The sequence below is a fragment of the Janthinobacterium sp. PLB04 genome (assembly GCF_021165895.1).
GTDB classification, from domain to species: Bacteria; Pseudomonadota; Gammaproteobacteria; order Burkholderiales; family Burkholderiaceae_D; genus Janthinobacterium; species Janthinobacterium lividum.
The window spans coordinates 5564438-5579637 of the sequence record NZ_CP088968.1; the positions used below are offsets into that span (position 1 = coordinate 5564438).

Annotated in this window: 10 protein-coding genes; all 10 read left to right on the top strand. The window is 64.7% G+C overall.

The window, feature by feature from the left end; genetic code table 11:
• Nucleotides 1-68: 68 nt before the first annotated feature.
• Entirely contained in the window at nucleotides 69-2444 is a 2376-nt protein-coding gene (locus tag LSO07_RS24590; protein WP_151096844.1) for a M1 family metallopeptidase, read from the top strand.
• Nucleotides 2441-2947 carry a DUF6702 family protein gene (locus LSO07_RS24595; RefSeq protein ID WP_151096845.1) on the top strand — a complete coding sequence of 169 codons (507 nt, stop codon included), beginning with the start codon at nucleotides 2441-2443 and terminating at the stop codon, nucleotides 2945-2947. Before LSO07_RS24590 ends, LSO07_RS24595 begins: the two co-directional genes overlap by 4 nt.
• The gene (locus LSO07_RS24600; RefSeq protein WP_151096846.1) at nucleotides 2944-4980 is read left to right on the top strand and encodes a TonB-dependent receptor; all 2037 of its coding nucleotides are present in this window, start codon (nucleotides 2944-2946) and stop codon (nucleotides 4978-4980) included. Before LSO07_RS24595 ends, LSO07_RS24600 begins: the two co-directional genes overlap by 4 nt.
• A gap of 103 nt (nucleotides 4981-5083) precedes the next feature.
• A complete protein-coding gene (locus LSO07_RS24605) occupies nucleotides 5084-5818 on the top strand; it encodes a 2OG-Fe dioxygenase family protein (RefSeq protein ID WP_034786511.1) in 735 nt (244 codons plus the stop codon).
• A gap of 142 nt (nucleotides 5819-5960) precedes the next feature.
• A complete protein-coding gene (locus tag LSO07_RS24610) occupies nucleotides 5961-7322 on the top strand; it encodes a hybrid sensor histidine kinase/response regulator (protein ID WP_034786510.1) in 1362 nt (453 codons plus the stop codon).
• 265 nt (nucleotides 7323-7587) lie between these two features.
• Complete coding sequence (locus LSO07_RS24615) at nucleotides 7588-8316, top strand: CerR family C-terminal domain-containing protein (RefSeq protein WP_034786509.1); 729 nt, start codon at nucleotides 7588-7590, stop codon at nucleotides 8314-8316.
• Nucleotides 8313-9737, top strand: a complete 1425-nt coding sequence (locus tag LSO07_RS24620) for an efflux transporter outer membrane subunit (protein WP_225317410.1) — start codon at nucleotides 8313-8315, stop codon at nucleotides 9735-9737. Before LSO07_RS24615 ends, LSO07_RS24620 begins: the two co-directional genes overlap by 4 nt.
• A 13-nt stretch (nucleotides 9738-9750) precedes the next feature.
• Complete coding sequence (locus LSO07_RS24625) at nucleotides 9751-10926, top strand: efflux RND transporter periplasmic adaptor subunit (RefSeq protein WP_151096847.1); 1176 nt, start codon at nucleotides 9751-9753, stop codon at nucleotides 10924-10926.
• Nucleotides 10927-10935: 9 nt separating this feature from the next.
• A complete protein-coding gene (locus LSO07_RS24630; RefSeq protein ID WP_034786506.1) occupies nucleotides 10936-14052 on the top strand; it encodes an efflux RND transporter permease subunit in 3117 nt (1038 codons plus the stop codon).
• Nucleotides 14053-14184: 132 nt separating this feature from the next.
• Nucleotides 14185-15162 carry a hypothetical protein gene (locus LSO07_RS24635; protein WP_092608179.1) on the top strand — a complete coding sequence of 326 codons (978 nt, stop codon included), beginning with the start codon at nucleotides 14185-14187 and terminating at the stop codon, nucleotides 15160-15162.
• The last annotated feature ends 38 nt before the right edge of the window (nucleotides 15163-15200 follow it).

Here is a 15200-nt window from a genome sequence, read left to right on the forward strand (position 1 = left end):
ACATGGATGGTCTCACCCTGCGTATAGAATAGTTGCCACTATTTCCTTACAACAACATCAGGGTGAATATGCGCATACCTTTCGGCTCCGTAGCCTCGCTGGCTCTTTGCTTTACCGTGTCGGCCTTCGCCGCCGAACCCTTCGACGACAAGTTCCGCCAGCTCGAAGAGGTGTTGCCTACCCCAAATACCTACCGCACCGCCTCAGGCGCGCCGGGCCACGCCTACTGGCAGCAGCGCGCCGACTACACGCTGCGCGCCACCCTGGACGAAACCAGGCGCGAGATCGCCGGCAGCGGCACCATCACCTACCATAACCAGTCGCCCGACACCCTCGGCTACCTGTGGGTGCAGCTGGACCAGAATATCTACAAGCCCGATTCCGACGCGCGCCGTATGACCACGGCGCCGTCGCGCCAGGCGTGGGCCAGGACGGCGGGCGAAGACACCATGAAATTCGAAGGCTTGCGTGGCCTCCTGGCGCGCGGCGACTTCCAGGGCGGCTTCAATATCCGCGCCCTGAAAGGCGCCGATGGCCGGCCTTTGACGTACGTTATCAACCGCACCATGATGCGCATCGACTTGCCGCAGCCATTGAAACCGGGCCAGGATTTCGCCTTCCAGATCGACTGGGATTACCGCATCAACGAACAGAAGGTGCTGGGCGGGCGCGCCGGCTATGAAGTCTTCGACGACAAGAACGCCCTGTTCGAAGTGGCGCAGTGGTTCCCCCGCATGGCGGCGTATTACGACGCGGCAGGCTGGCAGCACAAGCAGTTCCTCGGCTCGGGCGAATTCACCCTGGAATTCGGCGACTACGACGTGCAACTGACGGTTCCGGCCGACCATATCGTCGCCTCCACGGGAGAGCTGCAAAACCCGCAGGACGTGCTGTCTTCCGCACAGCGCGAGCGCCTGGAAAAGGCCCGCGGCAGCGAAAAGCCCGTCGTCATCGTCACGCAAAAAGAGGCGGAAGCGGCCGAAAAATCCGTCAGCCGCGCGCAAAAGACGTGGCACTTCAAGGCGGCCAACGTGCGCGACTTCGCCTGGGCCTCGAGCCGCAAGTTCATCTGGGATGCGCAGGGCTACAAGAAGGGCGGCAGCGATGTGATGGCCATGTCCTACTATCCGAAAGAGGGCAATCCGCTGTGGGAAAAATACAGCACGCAAGCCATCGTGCACACGATTGAACAGTACAACAAGTACAGCATCGACTACCCGTATCCGACGGCCATTTCCGTCAACGGCCCCGTGGGCGGCATGGAGTATCCGATGATCTCGTTCAACGGCCCGCGCCCGGTGAAAGACAAAAAGACGGGCGAGCTGACGTATTCGAAGCGCACCAAGTATGGCCTGATCGGCGTGATCATCCACGAAGTGGGCCACAACTACTACCCGATGATCATCAACTCGGACGAGCGCCAGTGGACGTGGATGGACGAAGGCCTCAACACCTTCGTGCAATACCTGGCACAGCAGGCGTGGGAAGAAAACTACCCTGCCTCGCGCGGCGAACCGCGCGAAATCGTCGACTACATGCGTAGCCGCGACCAGGTGCCGATCATGACCAATTCCGAATCCCTGCTGCAGTTCGGCAACAACGCCTACGCCAAGCCGGCGGCGGGCCTGAACATCCTGCGCGAGACCATCCTCGGGCGCGAGCTGTTCGACTACGCGTTCAAGGAATATGCGCAGCGCTGGAAATTCAAGCGCCCCACGCCCGCCGATTTTTTCCGCACCATGGAAGACGCTTCCGGCACGGACCTGGACTGGTTCTGGCGCGGCTGGTTCTATACGACCGACCCGGTCGACATCAGCATCGACGGCATCAGCGAATACGGCGTAAGTTCAAAGGATCCGGCAACGGAAAAGGCCTGGAAGAAGGCGCAGAAGGACGCCCAGCCGGAATCCGTCACGAGCCGCGCCAACAAGGGCATGCCGCGCCGGGTCGACGCGCATCCGGAGCTGAAGGATTTCTACAACCAGCACGACGATTTCACGGTGACCAACAAGGACCGCAACTCCTATGCCGAGGCGCTGGCCGCTCTGGAGCCGTGGGAAAAGGACTTGCTGAAACAGGGCAAGCACCTGTACCTGGTCGACCTGTCGAACGTGGGCGGCATGGTCATGCCGCTGATACTCGAAATCGAACTGAAAAGCGGCAAGAAGTACGTCGAGCGCGTGCCGGCCGAAGTGTGGCGCTACTCGCCGAAGAAAATCACCAAGGTCGTCATCACGGACGAGCCGATGGTGGGCCTGGTGCAGGACCCGTACTGGGAAACGGCCGACATCGACACCAGCAACAATAGCTGGCCGCGAAAAATCACGCCATCGCGCCTGGAACTGTTCAAGAGCGAGAAGTCGCCCAAGGATAACCTGATGCGCGATTTTCATACGCCATTGAAAGGCAAGAATGGCGGCTCGGCCAAGGGCGACGAGGCATGAAGCGCTGGCGCGCGCTGGCCACCGCCACGCTGGCCTGCGCCAGCATGGCGGCCGGCGCCCACAATTTTCACATGGGTATCGCCGACATCAGCTATAACGCGGCCAGCGGCAGCACGGAAGTGGTGCATACCTACACGGGCCACGACGTCGAGGCGCTGCTGACGAACCTGTACCAGCGCCAGTTCGACCTGGGCCAGGAGGACAGTGAAGCGGCCCTGCGCCGCTATGTCGAAAAACAGTTTTACCTCGTTGGGCCGGATGGCAAACGCCTGCGCCTGAACTGGGTCGGCATGAAGGTCAATGCCGACAACGTGGTCATCTTCCAGGAGATCGAACGCACACGCCTGTCCCCCGCCACGCGCATCCATAACCAGTTGCTGATCGACTTCCTGCCCAGCCAGCGCAATACCCTCAACGTGCAGGACAGCGGCAGCATCCAGACGTTGATCTTCGACCGCCAGAACACGGAACTGCCGATCCGCCAAGTCCCACTACACCCATGACGCCACGCCATCTTCCCCTCCTCCTCGCCGCCCTGTTTTCCGCAGCGACCGCCCACGCCGACGACATCTTCCAGCGCGTGCTGGTCGACGGTTCGCGCCTGAACCAGCTGGGCGTGGCCGATTCGGCCAACGCGGGCAGCGTCACGCAACAGCAGCTTGACGCGCGCACCAGCTACCGGCCAGGCGAACTGCTCGAAGCCGTGCCAGGGCTGATCGTCAGCCAGCATAGCGGCGAGGGCAAGGCCAACCAGTTCTACCTGCGCGGCTTCAATCTCGATCACGGCACGGATCTGCGCACCACCGTCGACGAGATGCCCGTCAACCAGCGCAGTCATGGCCACGGCCAAGGCTGGACGGATCTGAACTTCCTGATCCCCGAACTGGCCATGCGTCTCGACTACAAAAAGGGGCCGTATTCGGCGGAGCAAGGCGATTTCTCCTCGGCCGGCGCGGCGTCCGTCGTCTACGCGAACCGCCTGACGCAAGGCATCGCCAGCGTGGGCATCGGGCAGAACGGCTTTCGCCGCGTCCTGCTGGCCGATTCGCTCGATGCGGGCGACGGCAGCCTGCTGTACGCGCTCGAAGCGCAGCACAACGATGGCCCGTTCACGCAGCCGGACCGCTACCGCAAGCTCAATGGCGTGCTGCGCTACAGCGAAGGCTATGCCAACAACGGCTTCAACGTCACGGCCATGGCGTATGACGCCAGCTGGAACGCCACCGACCAGATTCCGCTGCGCGCCGTGCAGGACGGCACGCTGGGCCGCTTCGACGCCATCGATGGCAGCGACGGCGGCAAGGCGCAGCGCTACAGCCTCTCGGGCGCCTGGCGCCAGACAACGGACGACATGTCGTCCAGGGTCAGCGCATATGTGATCGCCAACCGCCTGGCCCTGTTCTCGGATTTCACGTATGCGATGGATGACCCCGATAACGGCGACCAGTTCGCCCAGCCGGACCGGCGCGTGACGTCCGGCATCAACGCCAGCCACACCTGGCACCGCCACACGGACAGGGGCAGCAGCGACACCACCATCGGCCTGCAGCTACAGAACGACAATATCCACAATGGCCTGTACAACACGCGGCAGCGGCAGATCCTGTCAACCACGCGGCAAGACCATATCGTCGAATCGAGCCTCGGCGTGTATGGCGAAAACAGCACGCGCTGGTCGCGCTGGCTGCGCACCGTGGCCGGCCTGCGCGCGGACACCTACCGCTTCGACGTGCGCAGCGACCGCGCCGCCAATTCAGGCAAGGCCAGCGACCATTTGTTCAGCCCCAGCCTGAGCGTGATCGCCGGGCCGTGGCGCGATACGGAAGCGTATTTCAACATCGGCAATGGCTTTCACAGCAACGATGCGCGCGGCACGACGATCACGGTCGACCCGAAGACGGGTGTAGCGGCCGACAAGGTCACGCCTCTGGCGCGCTCGCGGGGACTGGAACTGGGCTTGCGCAGCGCCGCCATCGCCGGCCTGCAAACCTCGCTGTCGCTGTACCGCCTGGACTTCGATTCCGAACTGCTGTTCATCGGCGACGCGGGCGCCACCGAGGCGGGCCGCCCCAGCCGCCGCTACGGCATCGAGTTTTCCAGCTACTACAAGGCGGCAAGCTGGCTGTCGCTGGACCTGGACCTGGCGTATGCGCGCGCACGCTCGCGCGGCAGCGACCCGGAGGGCGACTTCATCCCCGGCGCCATCGAAGGCGTAGCCCAGCTGGCCATGACGGTGACGCCGCCGGGGCCGTGGTCGGGTTCTTTGCGCCTGCGCTACTTCGGTCCGCGCCCCCTGATTGAAGACAACAGCGTGCGCTCGTCGGCCAGCGTGGGCTTGAACGGGCGCATCGCCTACCAGATCGACAAGACCTTGCGCGTGGAGCTGGAAGGCTACAACCTGGCCAACCGGCGCGACTCGGCCATCGATTACTACTATGCCTCGCGCCTGCCCGGCGAGGCGCAGCCCGTCGACGACATCCACTTCCATCCGGTGGAATCGCGCTCGCTGCGCCTGACCCTGGTAAAGAATTTTTAACTCAACAAGAATAATTCCTGTCGCACTGCACAGGAAACGCCGCGAAGTCGTAGAATGCCAGGCTGGATAAACTGAGACAGGCCGCATTGCGGCCAGCACCGCCATGAGCACTTCCGCACCGATCTTTACCGACCCGTCCCACGTCAAGGATGCCTTGCGCGATGACGGCTATGCCGTGCTGCGCCCGCAGGATGTGGCCGCGCTGGCCGGCTGCCCGCTGGCCGCGCTGCGCGCGCTGGAGCCGAGCTGGAATACCCTGGCGCTGGACAACTACCTGAAGGATGGCGGCCGCTATCGCCGCCGGCGCCACTCGTGCTTCGTGCAGGATGGCGAGCGCCTGACCCAGACGGCGCACCGTCCGCACTGGCAACCGGTGGAATACAACGCCCTGCACGGCGGCATGCACCGCCTGTTCGAACCGGTCGAAGCGGCTATCGTCGCGCAAGCGGCCTGGCAGCAGCTGATCCGCGCGCTGGGCGACGCCTGCTCGCAGGTGAAGGGCAGCCAGCCCTGGTTCATCGAGGCGCACCAGTTCCGCATCGACACGACCGATGGCATCGGCCGGCCCACGCCGGAAGGCGCGCACCGCGACGGCGTCGATTTCGTCGCCGTGCTGCTGATCGGGCGCGAACAGGTCAAGGGCGGCGAGACGCGCATCTTCGAAGCAGACGGCCCCAACGGAAAGCGCTTTACCCTGACCGAACCGTGGTCGCTGCTGCTGCTCGACGATGCCGCCGTGATCCATGAATCGACGCCGATCCAGCCCATCGGCGAACATGGCCACCGCGATACGCTCGTGCTGACCTATCGCGCAGGCCAATTCCAGGGCGAAAACTGACAAGCGGCCACAGCATTCCCTGTGGCCAAAATAGTTACTTGGAAGTTACTTTTGCAGACCTAAATCCGATATAGTCATACGATGTCGATATTGTGCGCTCACTGCGCCCAGCATCACCACACTGAAATCCTAGGAGAGGTCTGTGGACTCCAACAACCAAATCAAGCCTGACGAAATCGAGATCCTGATCGTCGAGGACAGCCCGACCCAGGCGGAGCGCTTGCGCCGCCTGATCCAGTCCCTGCACTATAACGCGCGCGTGGCGGCGAATGGCCAGCTGGCCCTGGCCGCCATCCGCGAGCGCAAGCCGCACCTGGTGCTGTCCGATATCGTCATGCCTGAAATGAATGGCTACGACCTGTGCCGCGCCATCAAGTCCGATCCGACCCTGCGCGACATCCCCGTGATCCTCGTCACCTCGCTCAACGATCCGAAGGACATCATCCGCGGCATCGAGTGCGGCGCCGACAATTTCATCCGCAAGCCCTACGCGGAAGACTATCTGCTCAACCGCATCAGCCACATGCTGATGAACCAGAAGCTGCGCAAGAACCAGAATGTGGAAATCGGCATCGCCCTGTACCTGGGCGACCAGAAGCATTTCATCAATGCGGAACGCCAGCAAATCCTCGACCTGCTGATCTCCACGTATGAGCAGGCGGTGCAGGTCAACGGCGAGCTGCAGGCGCGCGAACGCCAGGTGATCGAGCTGAACATGCGCCTGGCGCACCATGCGGCCGAACTGGAAACCATCAACCGCGAAATCGCCCTGAAAAACCTGGAACTGGCCGAAGCGAGCCGCATGAAGTCGGCCTTCATCGCCAACATGTCGCATGAACTGCGCACGCCATTGAACGCCATCATTGGCTTCACGGGCGCGCTGCTGATGAAACTTCCCGGTCCCCTGACGTCCGACCAGGACAAGCAACTCAATACCATCCGCGCCAGCGCGCGCCATCTGCTCTCGCTGATCAACGACATCCTCGACGTCGCCAAGATCGAAGCGGGCAAGCTGACCCTGTCGATCGAACCCGTGCACTGCCAGGAGCTGATGGCAGACGTGGCCGACACGCTGCGCCCCCTGGCCCAGCAAAAAGGCCTGGCGCTGGAAATGGCACTGGGAGAAGCGGGCCAGCCCCCCGCCATCATCGACACGGACCGCCGCGCACTGACGCAAATCCTCATCAACCTGCTCAACAACGCCATCAAATTCACGGAACAGGGCACGGTGCGCATCAGCCTGTCCCAGCGCGACGAAGACGGCGTGCTGGTGACGGAAATGAGCATCGCCGACAGCGGCGCCGGCATCAAGGAAGAAGACCAGGCCAAGCTGTTCCAGGCCTTCTCGCAGCTCGATTCCACCTCCACGCGCCACGTGGAAGGCGCGGGACTGGGCCTGTACCTGTGCCAGAACCTGGCCAACGCCATCGGCGGCGCGCTGTTCTTCAACAGCGACTACGGCTCCGGCAGCACGTTTACGCTGGCACTGCGCAGCAAAGCCTGACTTTCTGTGCGCCGCAGCATGGAATGCTGACTTTTTGCCATCAAGGAGAGACCGATACAGTAGTTCTACGGTATTGCACTGCACCATTTTCGGCGCTATAGTAGAACTGTCTCCTCCAATTCGTTCTCCGAACATTGGATTCCGCCCGCGAATACAACCGCGGGCTTTTTTTTGCCTGCGTTTTTCACGCATCTTCATCCTTTCTTAACTAAATCAAACGATTTAGTTATATCAATCGTTTGAGATATATGATTAAATCTCCGACATGATTGAAAAAAACATTTCCCATACCGTGCCCGCCGACGACGGGCGCAAGCCCCGTTCCGATGGCGAACAGTCGCGCGAGCGGTTGCTGCACAGTGCCATCCGCCTATTTGCCGAGCAGGGTTACGCCAAGACGTCCACGCGCGAACTGGCGCAGGCGGCCGGCACGAACGCGGCCGCCATCAGCTACTATTTTGGCGACAAGGCGGGCCTGTACCGCGCCGCCTTCTCCCATCAACTATCGAATCCACAAGACAATATCGCCCTGTACGAGCAACCCCATTTCACCCTGCGCCAGAGCCTGGAAGGCTTTTATGCGCAATTGCTCGCCCCCATGCAGCAGGGAGAAATCGCGCGCGACTGCATGCGCCTGTGGTGCCGCGAGATGCTCGAACCGACGGGCCTGTGGGCGCGCGAGGTTGACCAGAACATCCGTGCCGAACACGAGGCGCTCACGCGCGTGCTGGCGCGCCACCTGGGCGCGCCCGACAACAGCGACGACATGCACCGGCTGGCCTTTTCCATCGCCTCGCTGGCCCTGCAGCACATGGTCGGCGCCGAGGTGCTGCACACCTTGCGCCCGCAACTGATGGAAACGCCGCACGCCATCGATACCTGGCTGGCGCGCATGACCGACTACGCGCTGGCCATGGCCGACGTGGAGCGCCGGCGCCTGGCCATTCCTCCCTCCCACCCTACCGCTCAACAACAAGCAGAAGGACAAGCATGACGACTATTCGATGCACCGTTCAACGCGTCCTGGCCGCCAGCATCGCGCTGGCGCTGGGCGGTTGCGCCCTGCAGGGACCGCCCGCAGCGGTGGCCGCCAGCGCACCCGCGCAATGGCAGGCGCCGCTGCCGCATAACGGGAAGCTGACGGACCTGGCCAGCTGGTGGCAGGGCCAGGGCGACAGCCTGCTGGTGGAATTGATCACCGACGCACAGCAGGTCAGCCCGACCATCGCCGCCGCCGGCACGCGCATCGTGCAGGCGCGCGCGGATCGCATCGCCGGCGGCGCCGCGCTGGCGCCCACGCTCGATGCGACAGGCAGCGTGGTGCGCACCAGCCAGCAATCGGCGCAGCCCAGCGGCACCACCTCGCAGGCGGCCTTGCAAGCGTCGTGGGAAATCGATGTGTTTGGGGCCAACCGCGCCACGCGCGATGCGGCGCAGGAGCGCTACGACAGCGCCCGCGCCGGCTGGCATGAAGCCCGCGTCTCGGTCGCCGCCGAAGTGGCAAACCAGTACTACGCCTTGCGCACCTGCCAGCAATTGCAGGCCGTGGCCGAACAGGATGCCGTCTCGCGACGCGACTCGGCGCGCCTGACGGAACTGAGCGCCGGCGCCGGCTTCCAGCCGCCCGCCAATGCCGCCCTGGCCCGTGCCAGCGCCGCCGAAGGCGCCAGCCGCGCCATCGAACAGCGCGCCGCCTGCGACGTGAATGTCAAGGCGCTGGTGGCCCTGTCGGCCATGCCGGAAGACTCGCTGCGCCAGAAGCTGGCGGCCAGCCCGGCGGTCCTGCCCTCGCCCGTGGCGATTGCGGAACTGCCGGCGCAAACCCTGGGCCAGCGTCCCGACATCTACAGCGCCGAACGCGAAGTGGCGGCCGCCAGCTTCGAAGTGCGCGGCGCGCAGGCGCAGCGCTATCCCCGTCTGAGTCTGGCCGGCTCCATCGGCAAGGGCAATATCCGCGCCGGCGGCACCAGCATCACGGCCAGTACCTGGAGCATCGGCCCGCTGGCCGTCAGCCTGCCCATCTTCGACGGCGGCACCCGCCGCGCCCAGGTCGACGCGGCCACGGCGCGCTACGACGAAGCCGTGGTGAAATACCGCGCCGGCGTGCGCCAGGCCGTGCGCGAAGTGGAAGAGGCATTGGTCAACCTGGCCAGCACGGACGCGCGCAGCGACCATGCGAAAACGGCCCTGGAAGGCTACCGCGTGTCGTTTGTCGCCACCGAAGACCGCTACAAGAATGGCCTGGCCAGCCTGATCGAACTGGAAGACGCGCGCCGCACGCGCCTGGCCGCCGAAAACACGGTGGTCAACCTCGAGCGCGAACGCAGCGCCGCCTGGGTGGCGCTGTACCGCGCCGCCGGCGGCGGCTGGAGCAGCAGCAACAGCAGCAGCGCCATCGCCAACAATGCCCCCTGACGGATACGACAACATGAAAAAAATGACCCTGAAACCGATGGCTCTCGCCCTGGCCGCCCTTTGCGTTGTGCTGGGCGCCGGCGTGGCCCTGTACTCCCCTTCCTCCACGGCGGCCGACGACGCCAAGGATAAGAACGCGGCGCAAAAGCCGGCGCTCACCGTCACCACGGCCAAGCCGCAAACGGCCAGCCTGCCCATCAAGCTGAACGCCAACGGCAACGTGGCCGCCTGGCAGGAAGCCGTCATCGGCAGCGAATCGAACGGCTTGCGCCTCACCGAGGTGCGCGTGAATGTCGGCGACGTCGTGCGCGCCGACCAGGTGCTGGCCGTGTTCTCGAACGACACGGTGAACGCCGACGTGGCGCAGGCGAAGGCCGCAGTGCTGGAAGCGGAAGCGAATGCGGCGGAAGCGGCCGCCAACGCGCAGCGCGCCCGCTCGCTGCAAAGCACGGGCGCCATCAGCGCGCAGCAGATCAGCCAGTACCTGACGGCCGAACAGACGGCCAACGCGCGCATCGCGTCCGCCAAGGCGCAACTGGCGTCGCAGCAGCTGCGCCTGAAATACACGCAGGTGCTGGCGCCCGACAGCGGCATCATTTCCTCGCGCTCGGCCACCGTCGGCTCCGTCGTCGGTGCCGGCACGGAACTGTTCCGCATGATCCGCCAGGGCCGCCTCGAATGGCGCGCCGAAGTGACGGCCACCGAGCTCATGAGCCTGAAACCGGGCACCCTGGCGCAGGTGAAGGCAGCCAACGGCAGCGTTTTGACGGGCAAGGTGCGCATGATCGCCCCTACCGTCGATCCGCAGACGCGTTCCGCCCTCGTGTACGTGGACCTGCCGGCCAGCGCCGGCAACAATGCGCCGTTCAAGGCCGGCATGTACGCCAGCGGCGAATTCGAACTGGGTAACTCGGGCGCGCTGACGGTGCCGCAGCAGGCGATCGCCGTGCGCGATGGCTTCAGCTATGTCTTCCGCCTGAATGCCGACCAGCGGGTCAGCCAGATCAAGGTGCAGGCCGGACGGCGCCTGAGCGACCGCATCGAGATTTTAGGCGGCATCACGGCCGACACGACCATCGTCGTCAGCGGCGCAGGCTTCCTCAATGACGGCGACCTGGTACGCAATGTTCAAAACCCGGTAGCAACCCCGGTCGCAGCAGCAGCCAAGCCGGCCGCAGCGAAAAAGTAAGGAGAGGCCATGAATTTTTCCTCCCTCTCGATCAAGAATCCGATCCCGGCCATCATGCTGTTCGCGCTGCTGACCCTGGCCGGTCTGCTGGCTTACAAGGCCAATCCGGTGCAGGATTTCCCCGACATCGAACTGCCCATCGTCACCGTCAGCGCGGTGCTGCCAGGCGCCGCGCCGGCCCAACTGGAAACGGAAGTGGCGCGCAAGATCGAGGACTCCGTCGCCACCCTGCAAGGCGTGAAAAACATCTACACCAAGGTGCTCGATGGCGTCGTCACGGTCACCGTCGAATTCATCCTGGAAAAGCAGATCGCCGAAGCCGTCAACGATGTACGCGATGCCGTCGCGCGGGTCAAGGCGGACATGCCGGCCGAGCTGCGCGACCCCACCGTCACCAAGGCGTCCACGGCCGGGCGCGTGGTGCTGACCTTTATCGCCACGGCGAAGCCGGGCGTCGACAACCCGCTCGACTCTCCCGACCTGTCCTGGTTCGTCGACAACACGGTGGCCAAGCGCCTCCTGACCGTGCCCGGCGTGGGCGCCGTCACCCGCGTGGGCGGCGTCTACCGCGAGATCCAGGTGGAACTCGACGAAGCGCGCATGGCGGCATTGAAGGTCTCCGCCCTCGACGTCTCGCGCCAGTTGCGCCTGGTCCAGCGCGAAGCGCCTGGCGGCCGGGGCGACATCAGCGGCGCCGAGCAATCGGTGCGCACCATCGCCACCGTGAAAACGGCCGATGAACTGTCGCGCGTGGAAGTGCCGCTGCCGGACGGCCGCCATGTGCGCCTGGACCAGGTGGCCACCGTGCGCGACACGGTCGCCGAACCGCGCGCGCTGGCCGAGCAGGATGGCAAGACGGTCGTCGCCTTTGAGGTGTTCCGCACCAAGGGCGCCAGTGAAGTGGCCGTTGCCAAGGGCGCACGCGACGCCATCGCCGACCTGCAGAAGGAAAACCCCAACGTGGTGCTGCAGCAGTCGATCGACAATGCCTTCCCCGTCGAGGAAAACTTCGACGGCTCGATGGAGCTGCTGTACGAAGGCGCGCTGCTGGCCGTGCTGGTGGTGTGGTGGTTCCTGCGCGACTGGCGCGCCACCCTGGTCGCCGCCGCAGCCCTGCCCCTGTCCGTGATGCCGGCTTTCCTCGGCATCTACTGGTTCGGCTACACGCTCAATACCGTCACCCTGCTGTCGCTGGCCCTGGTCGTCGGCGTGCTGGTCGACGACGCCATCGTGGAAATCGAAAACATCGAGCGCCATCTGCGCATGGGCAAGTCGCCCATGGAAGCGGCCATGGAAGCGGCCGACGAAATCGGCATGGCGGTGATCGCCACCACCTTCGCGCTGGTGGCAGTATTCCTGCCGACGGCCTTCATGAGCGGCATTCCCGGCCTGTTCTTCAAGCAGTTCGGCTGGACGGCCGTGCTGGCCGTGCTGGCATCCTTGGTGGTGGCGCGTCTGCTCACGCCGATGATGGCAGCCTACATATTGAAACCGCTGCCGCACAAGGAAGAGCAGGATGGCTGGCTGATGACGCGCTATCTGACGGTCATGCGCTGGTGCCTGAACCACCGCGGCATCACGGCCATCGCCGCGGCCCTGTTCTTTGTCGGCGCCATCGCGCTCGTGCCGCTGCTGCCGACCGGTTTCGTGCCGGCCGCCGACCGCGCGCAGACGCAGATCAACCTGGAACTGCCGCCCGGTTCCACCCTGGGTGAAACGCAGGCCGTGGCAGCCCTGGCGCGCGATGCGGCCATGCGCACGCCGGGCGTCAAGGGCGTCTTCAGTTCGATAGGCGGCGGCTCGAGCGGCGACGCCTTCGCCCCCGGCGCGGCGGCCGAAGCGCGCCGCGCCGTGCTGACCCTGACCACCGTGCACCGCACGGAGCGCAAGGAATCGATGGCGGACCTGGAAACGCAGCTGCGCCACAAGCTCGATACGATCCCCGGCGCCCGCTTCACGGTGGGGCCGCCCGACACGGGCGTCAAGATGCAGCTGGTGCTGCGCTCGGAAGACCCGGTGGCGCTGATGGCGGCGGCGCAAAAGGTCGAGCGCGAACTGCGCGGCCTGAAAGGCATCGGCAACGTCAATTCCAGCGCCTCGCTGGTGCGCCCGGAAATCATCGTGCGTCCCGATTTCGCCAAGGCTGCGGACCTGGGCGTGACGGCGGCAGCCATCGGCGAGACCGTGCGCGTGGCCACGGCCGGCGACTACGACACGGACCTGACGAAAATGAACCTGCCGGAGCGGCAAGTGCCGATCCGCGTCAAGCTGCCCAACAGCGTGCGCGCCGACCTGGCCGCCATCGAGCGCCTGACGGTGCCCGGCAAGAATGGCCCCGTGCGCCTGGCGAACGTGGCCAGCGTCACGATGGAAAGCGGCCCGGCGCAGATCGACCGCTTGAACCGCAGCCGCAACGTGACCCTCGACGTGGAGCTCGGTTCGCGCACCCTCGGTGAATTGAACGTGGAAGCGCGCGCGCTGCCATCGATGAAGAATTTGCCGCCATCCGTGAAGATCGCCGAACTGGGCGACGCGCAGGAGATGGCCTCGCTGTTCGCCAGCTTCGGCCTGGCCATGCTGATCGGCGTGCTGTGCATCTACTGCGTGCTGGTATTGCTGTTCAAGGACTTCATGCAGCCGGTGACCATCCTGGCGGCGCTGCCGCTGTCGATCGGCGGCGCCTTCGTGGCGCTGCTGATCACGGGCAGCGCCCTGTCGATGCCATCGATGATCGGCCTGATCATGCTGATGGGGATCGTCACCAAGAACTCGATCCTGCTGGTCGACTATGCGATCCTGGCGCGCCAGGCCGGCATGAACCGCTTCGATGCGCTGGTCGATGCCTGCCACAAGCGCAGCCGCCCCATCCTGATGACGACGATTGCCATGGGCGCCGGCATGATGCCGCTGGCACTGGGCTGGGGCGCCGACCCCAGCTTCCGTTCGCCGATGGCCATTACCGTGATCGGCGGCCTGATCACGTCGACCCTATTGAGCCTGCTGGTGGTGCCGGCCGTGTTCACCTACATCGACGACCTGGAGCACCTGCTCAAGCGCGGCATGGCCAGACTGCGCCGCCAGAAGGCGCCGCTGCGGCGCGATGACAAGGTGGCGCTGGAAAAATAGGCGTCGCCATTGTTTGCAAAAATCGCCCCTCGCGGGCAAGGAAGCGAAGGACCGGCCGCCAGGCCGCGCTCCCTCGCTTCCATCTATCTGGCATACTGCGCCCATTCTCCATGAACGCAATCTGCCCTGCCTATGAATTACCGTACCCCGCTCGTCCTGCTACTGGTATCCGCGCTGCTCGGCGCCTGCTCGGAAAAGACTGCTCCCGCCAGCGCCGACCTGGCCGCTGACGTGGTAAGCGATGTCCCCGCAGCCGCTGCCGCTGACGATGCAGCATCGGCCGAACACGTGCCGCCGCCGGCCGCCACCGCCCCCAGGACGGAAGCGATGAACACGCCGCAGGCGCGCGAGCGTGAAGTGGGCATGATGCGCGCCATCTTCGGCAAGGACTACCGCAGCGACAGCGAGGATGCGCTGGCCGACCTGCCCGATCCTGACAACCACGTCGACAAACTCAGTTACGTGGTCAGTGCCGTCAGCCACAAGCTCCTGCCCGATGGCCGCGCCATCCTGGTGGCGAATGCGGAAACGGCCAACACGGAAGGCACGGCGGAATCGGCGCATGCCTCGTCGGGACTGTTGAATGTGTTTTTCCTGGCGCCCAAGGGCCAGCCGGAAGACGGCCAGTGGCAAGTCGTGAAACGCCTGGAAAACATCGCCGCCCTCGGTTCATCGGGGCAGCTCGGTGAAGTCCACTGGGTCATGCTGGGCGCGAACAAGCCGGGACTGGCGATCCGCCATGGCTATACCGGCCAGGGCTACACCATCACGCAACTGGCCCTGTTTGAAATCGGCGACGGCAAGGTAACCGCGCTCGATGGCGGCATGGACCTGTACTCGGACAATATGGGCGCCTGCACGCCGGACATGGATGAATGCTGGATGGTCGAAGGCAAGTGGCGCTTCGCCCCCGCGCGCAATGGCGGCGCCTACGATGACTTGCTGATCGATTTCAAGGGTGCCTCCGAGAAGATCAAGCCCGGCGTCACGGTCAAGCCGGATGAAGATCCGCCGCGCATCGCCACGCCGTTGAATGGACACGCGCGCTATGCTTTCGATGGCAAGGGATATAAATTAATCGAAGGGAAAAACACGGTGCCTGGCGTTTAACGGGGTCGGACCCGCCGGGTCTGCCCCCACGCACGCCA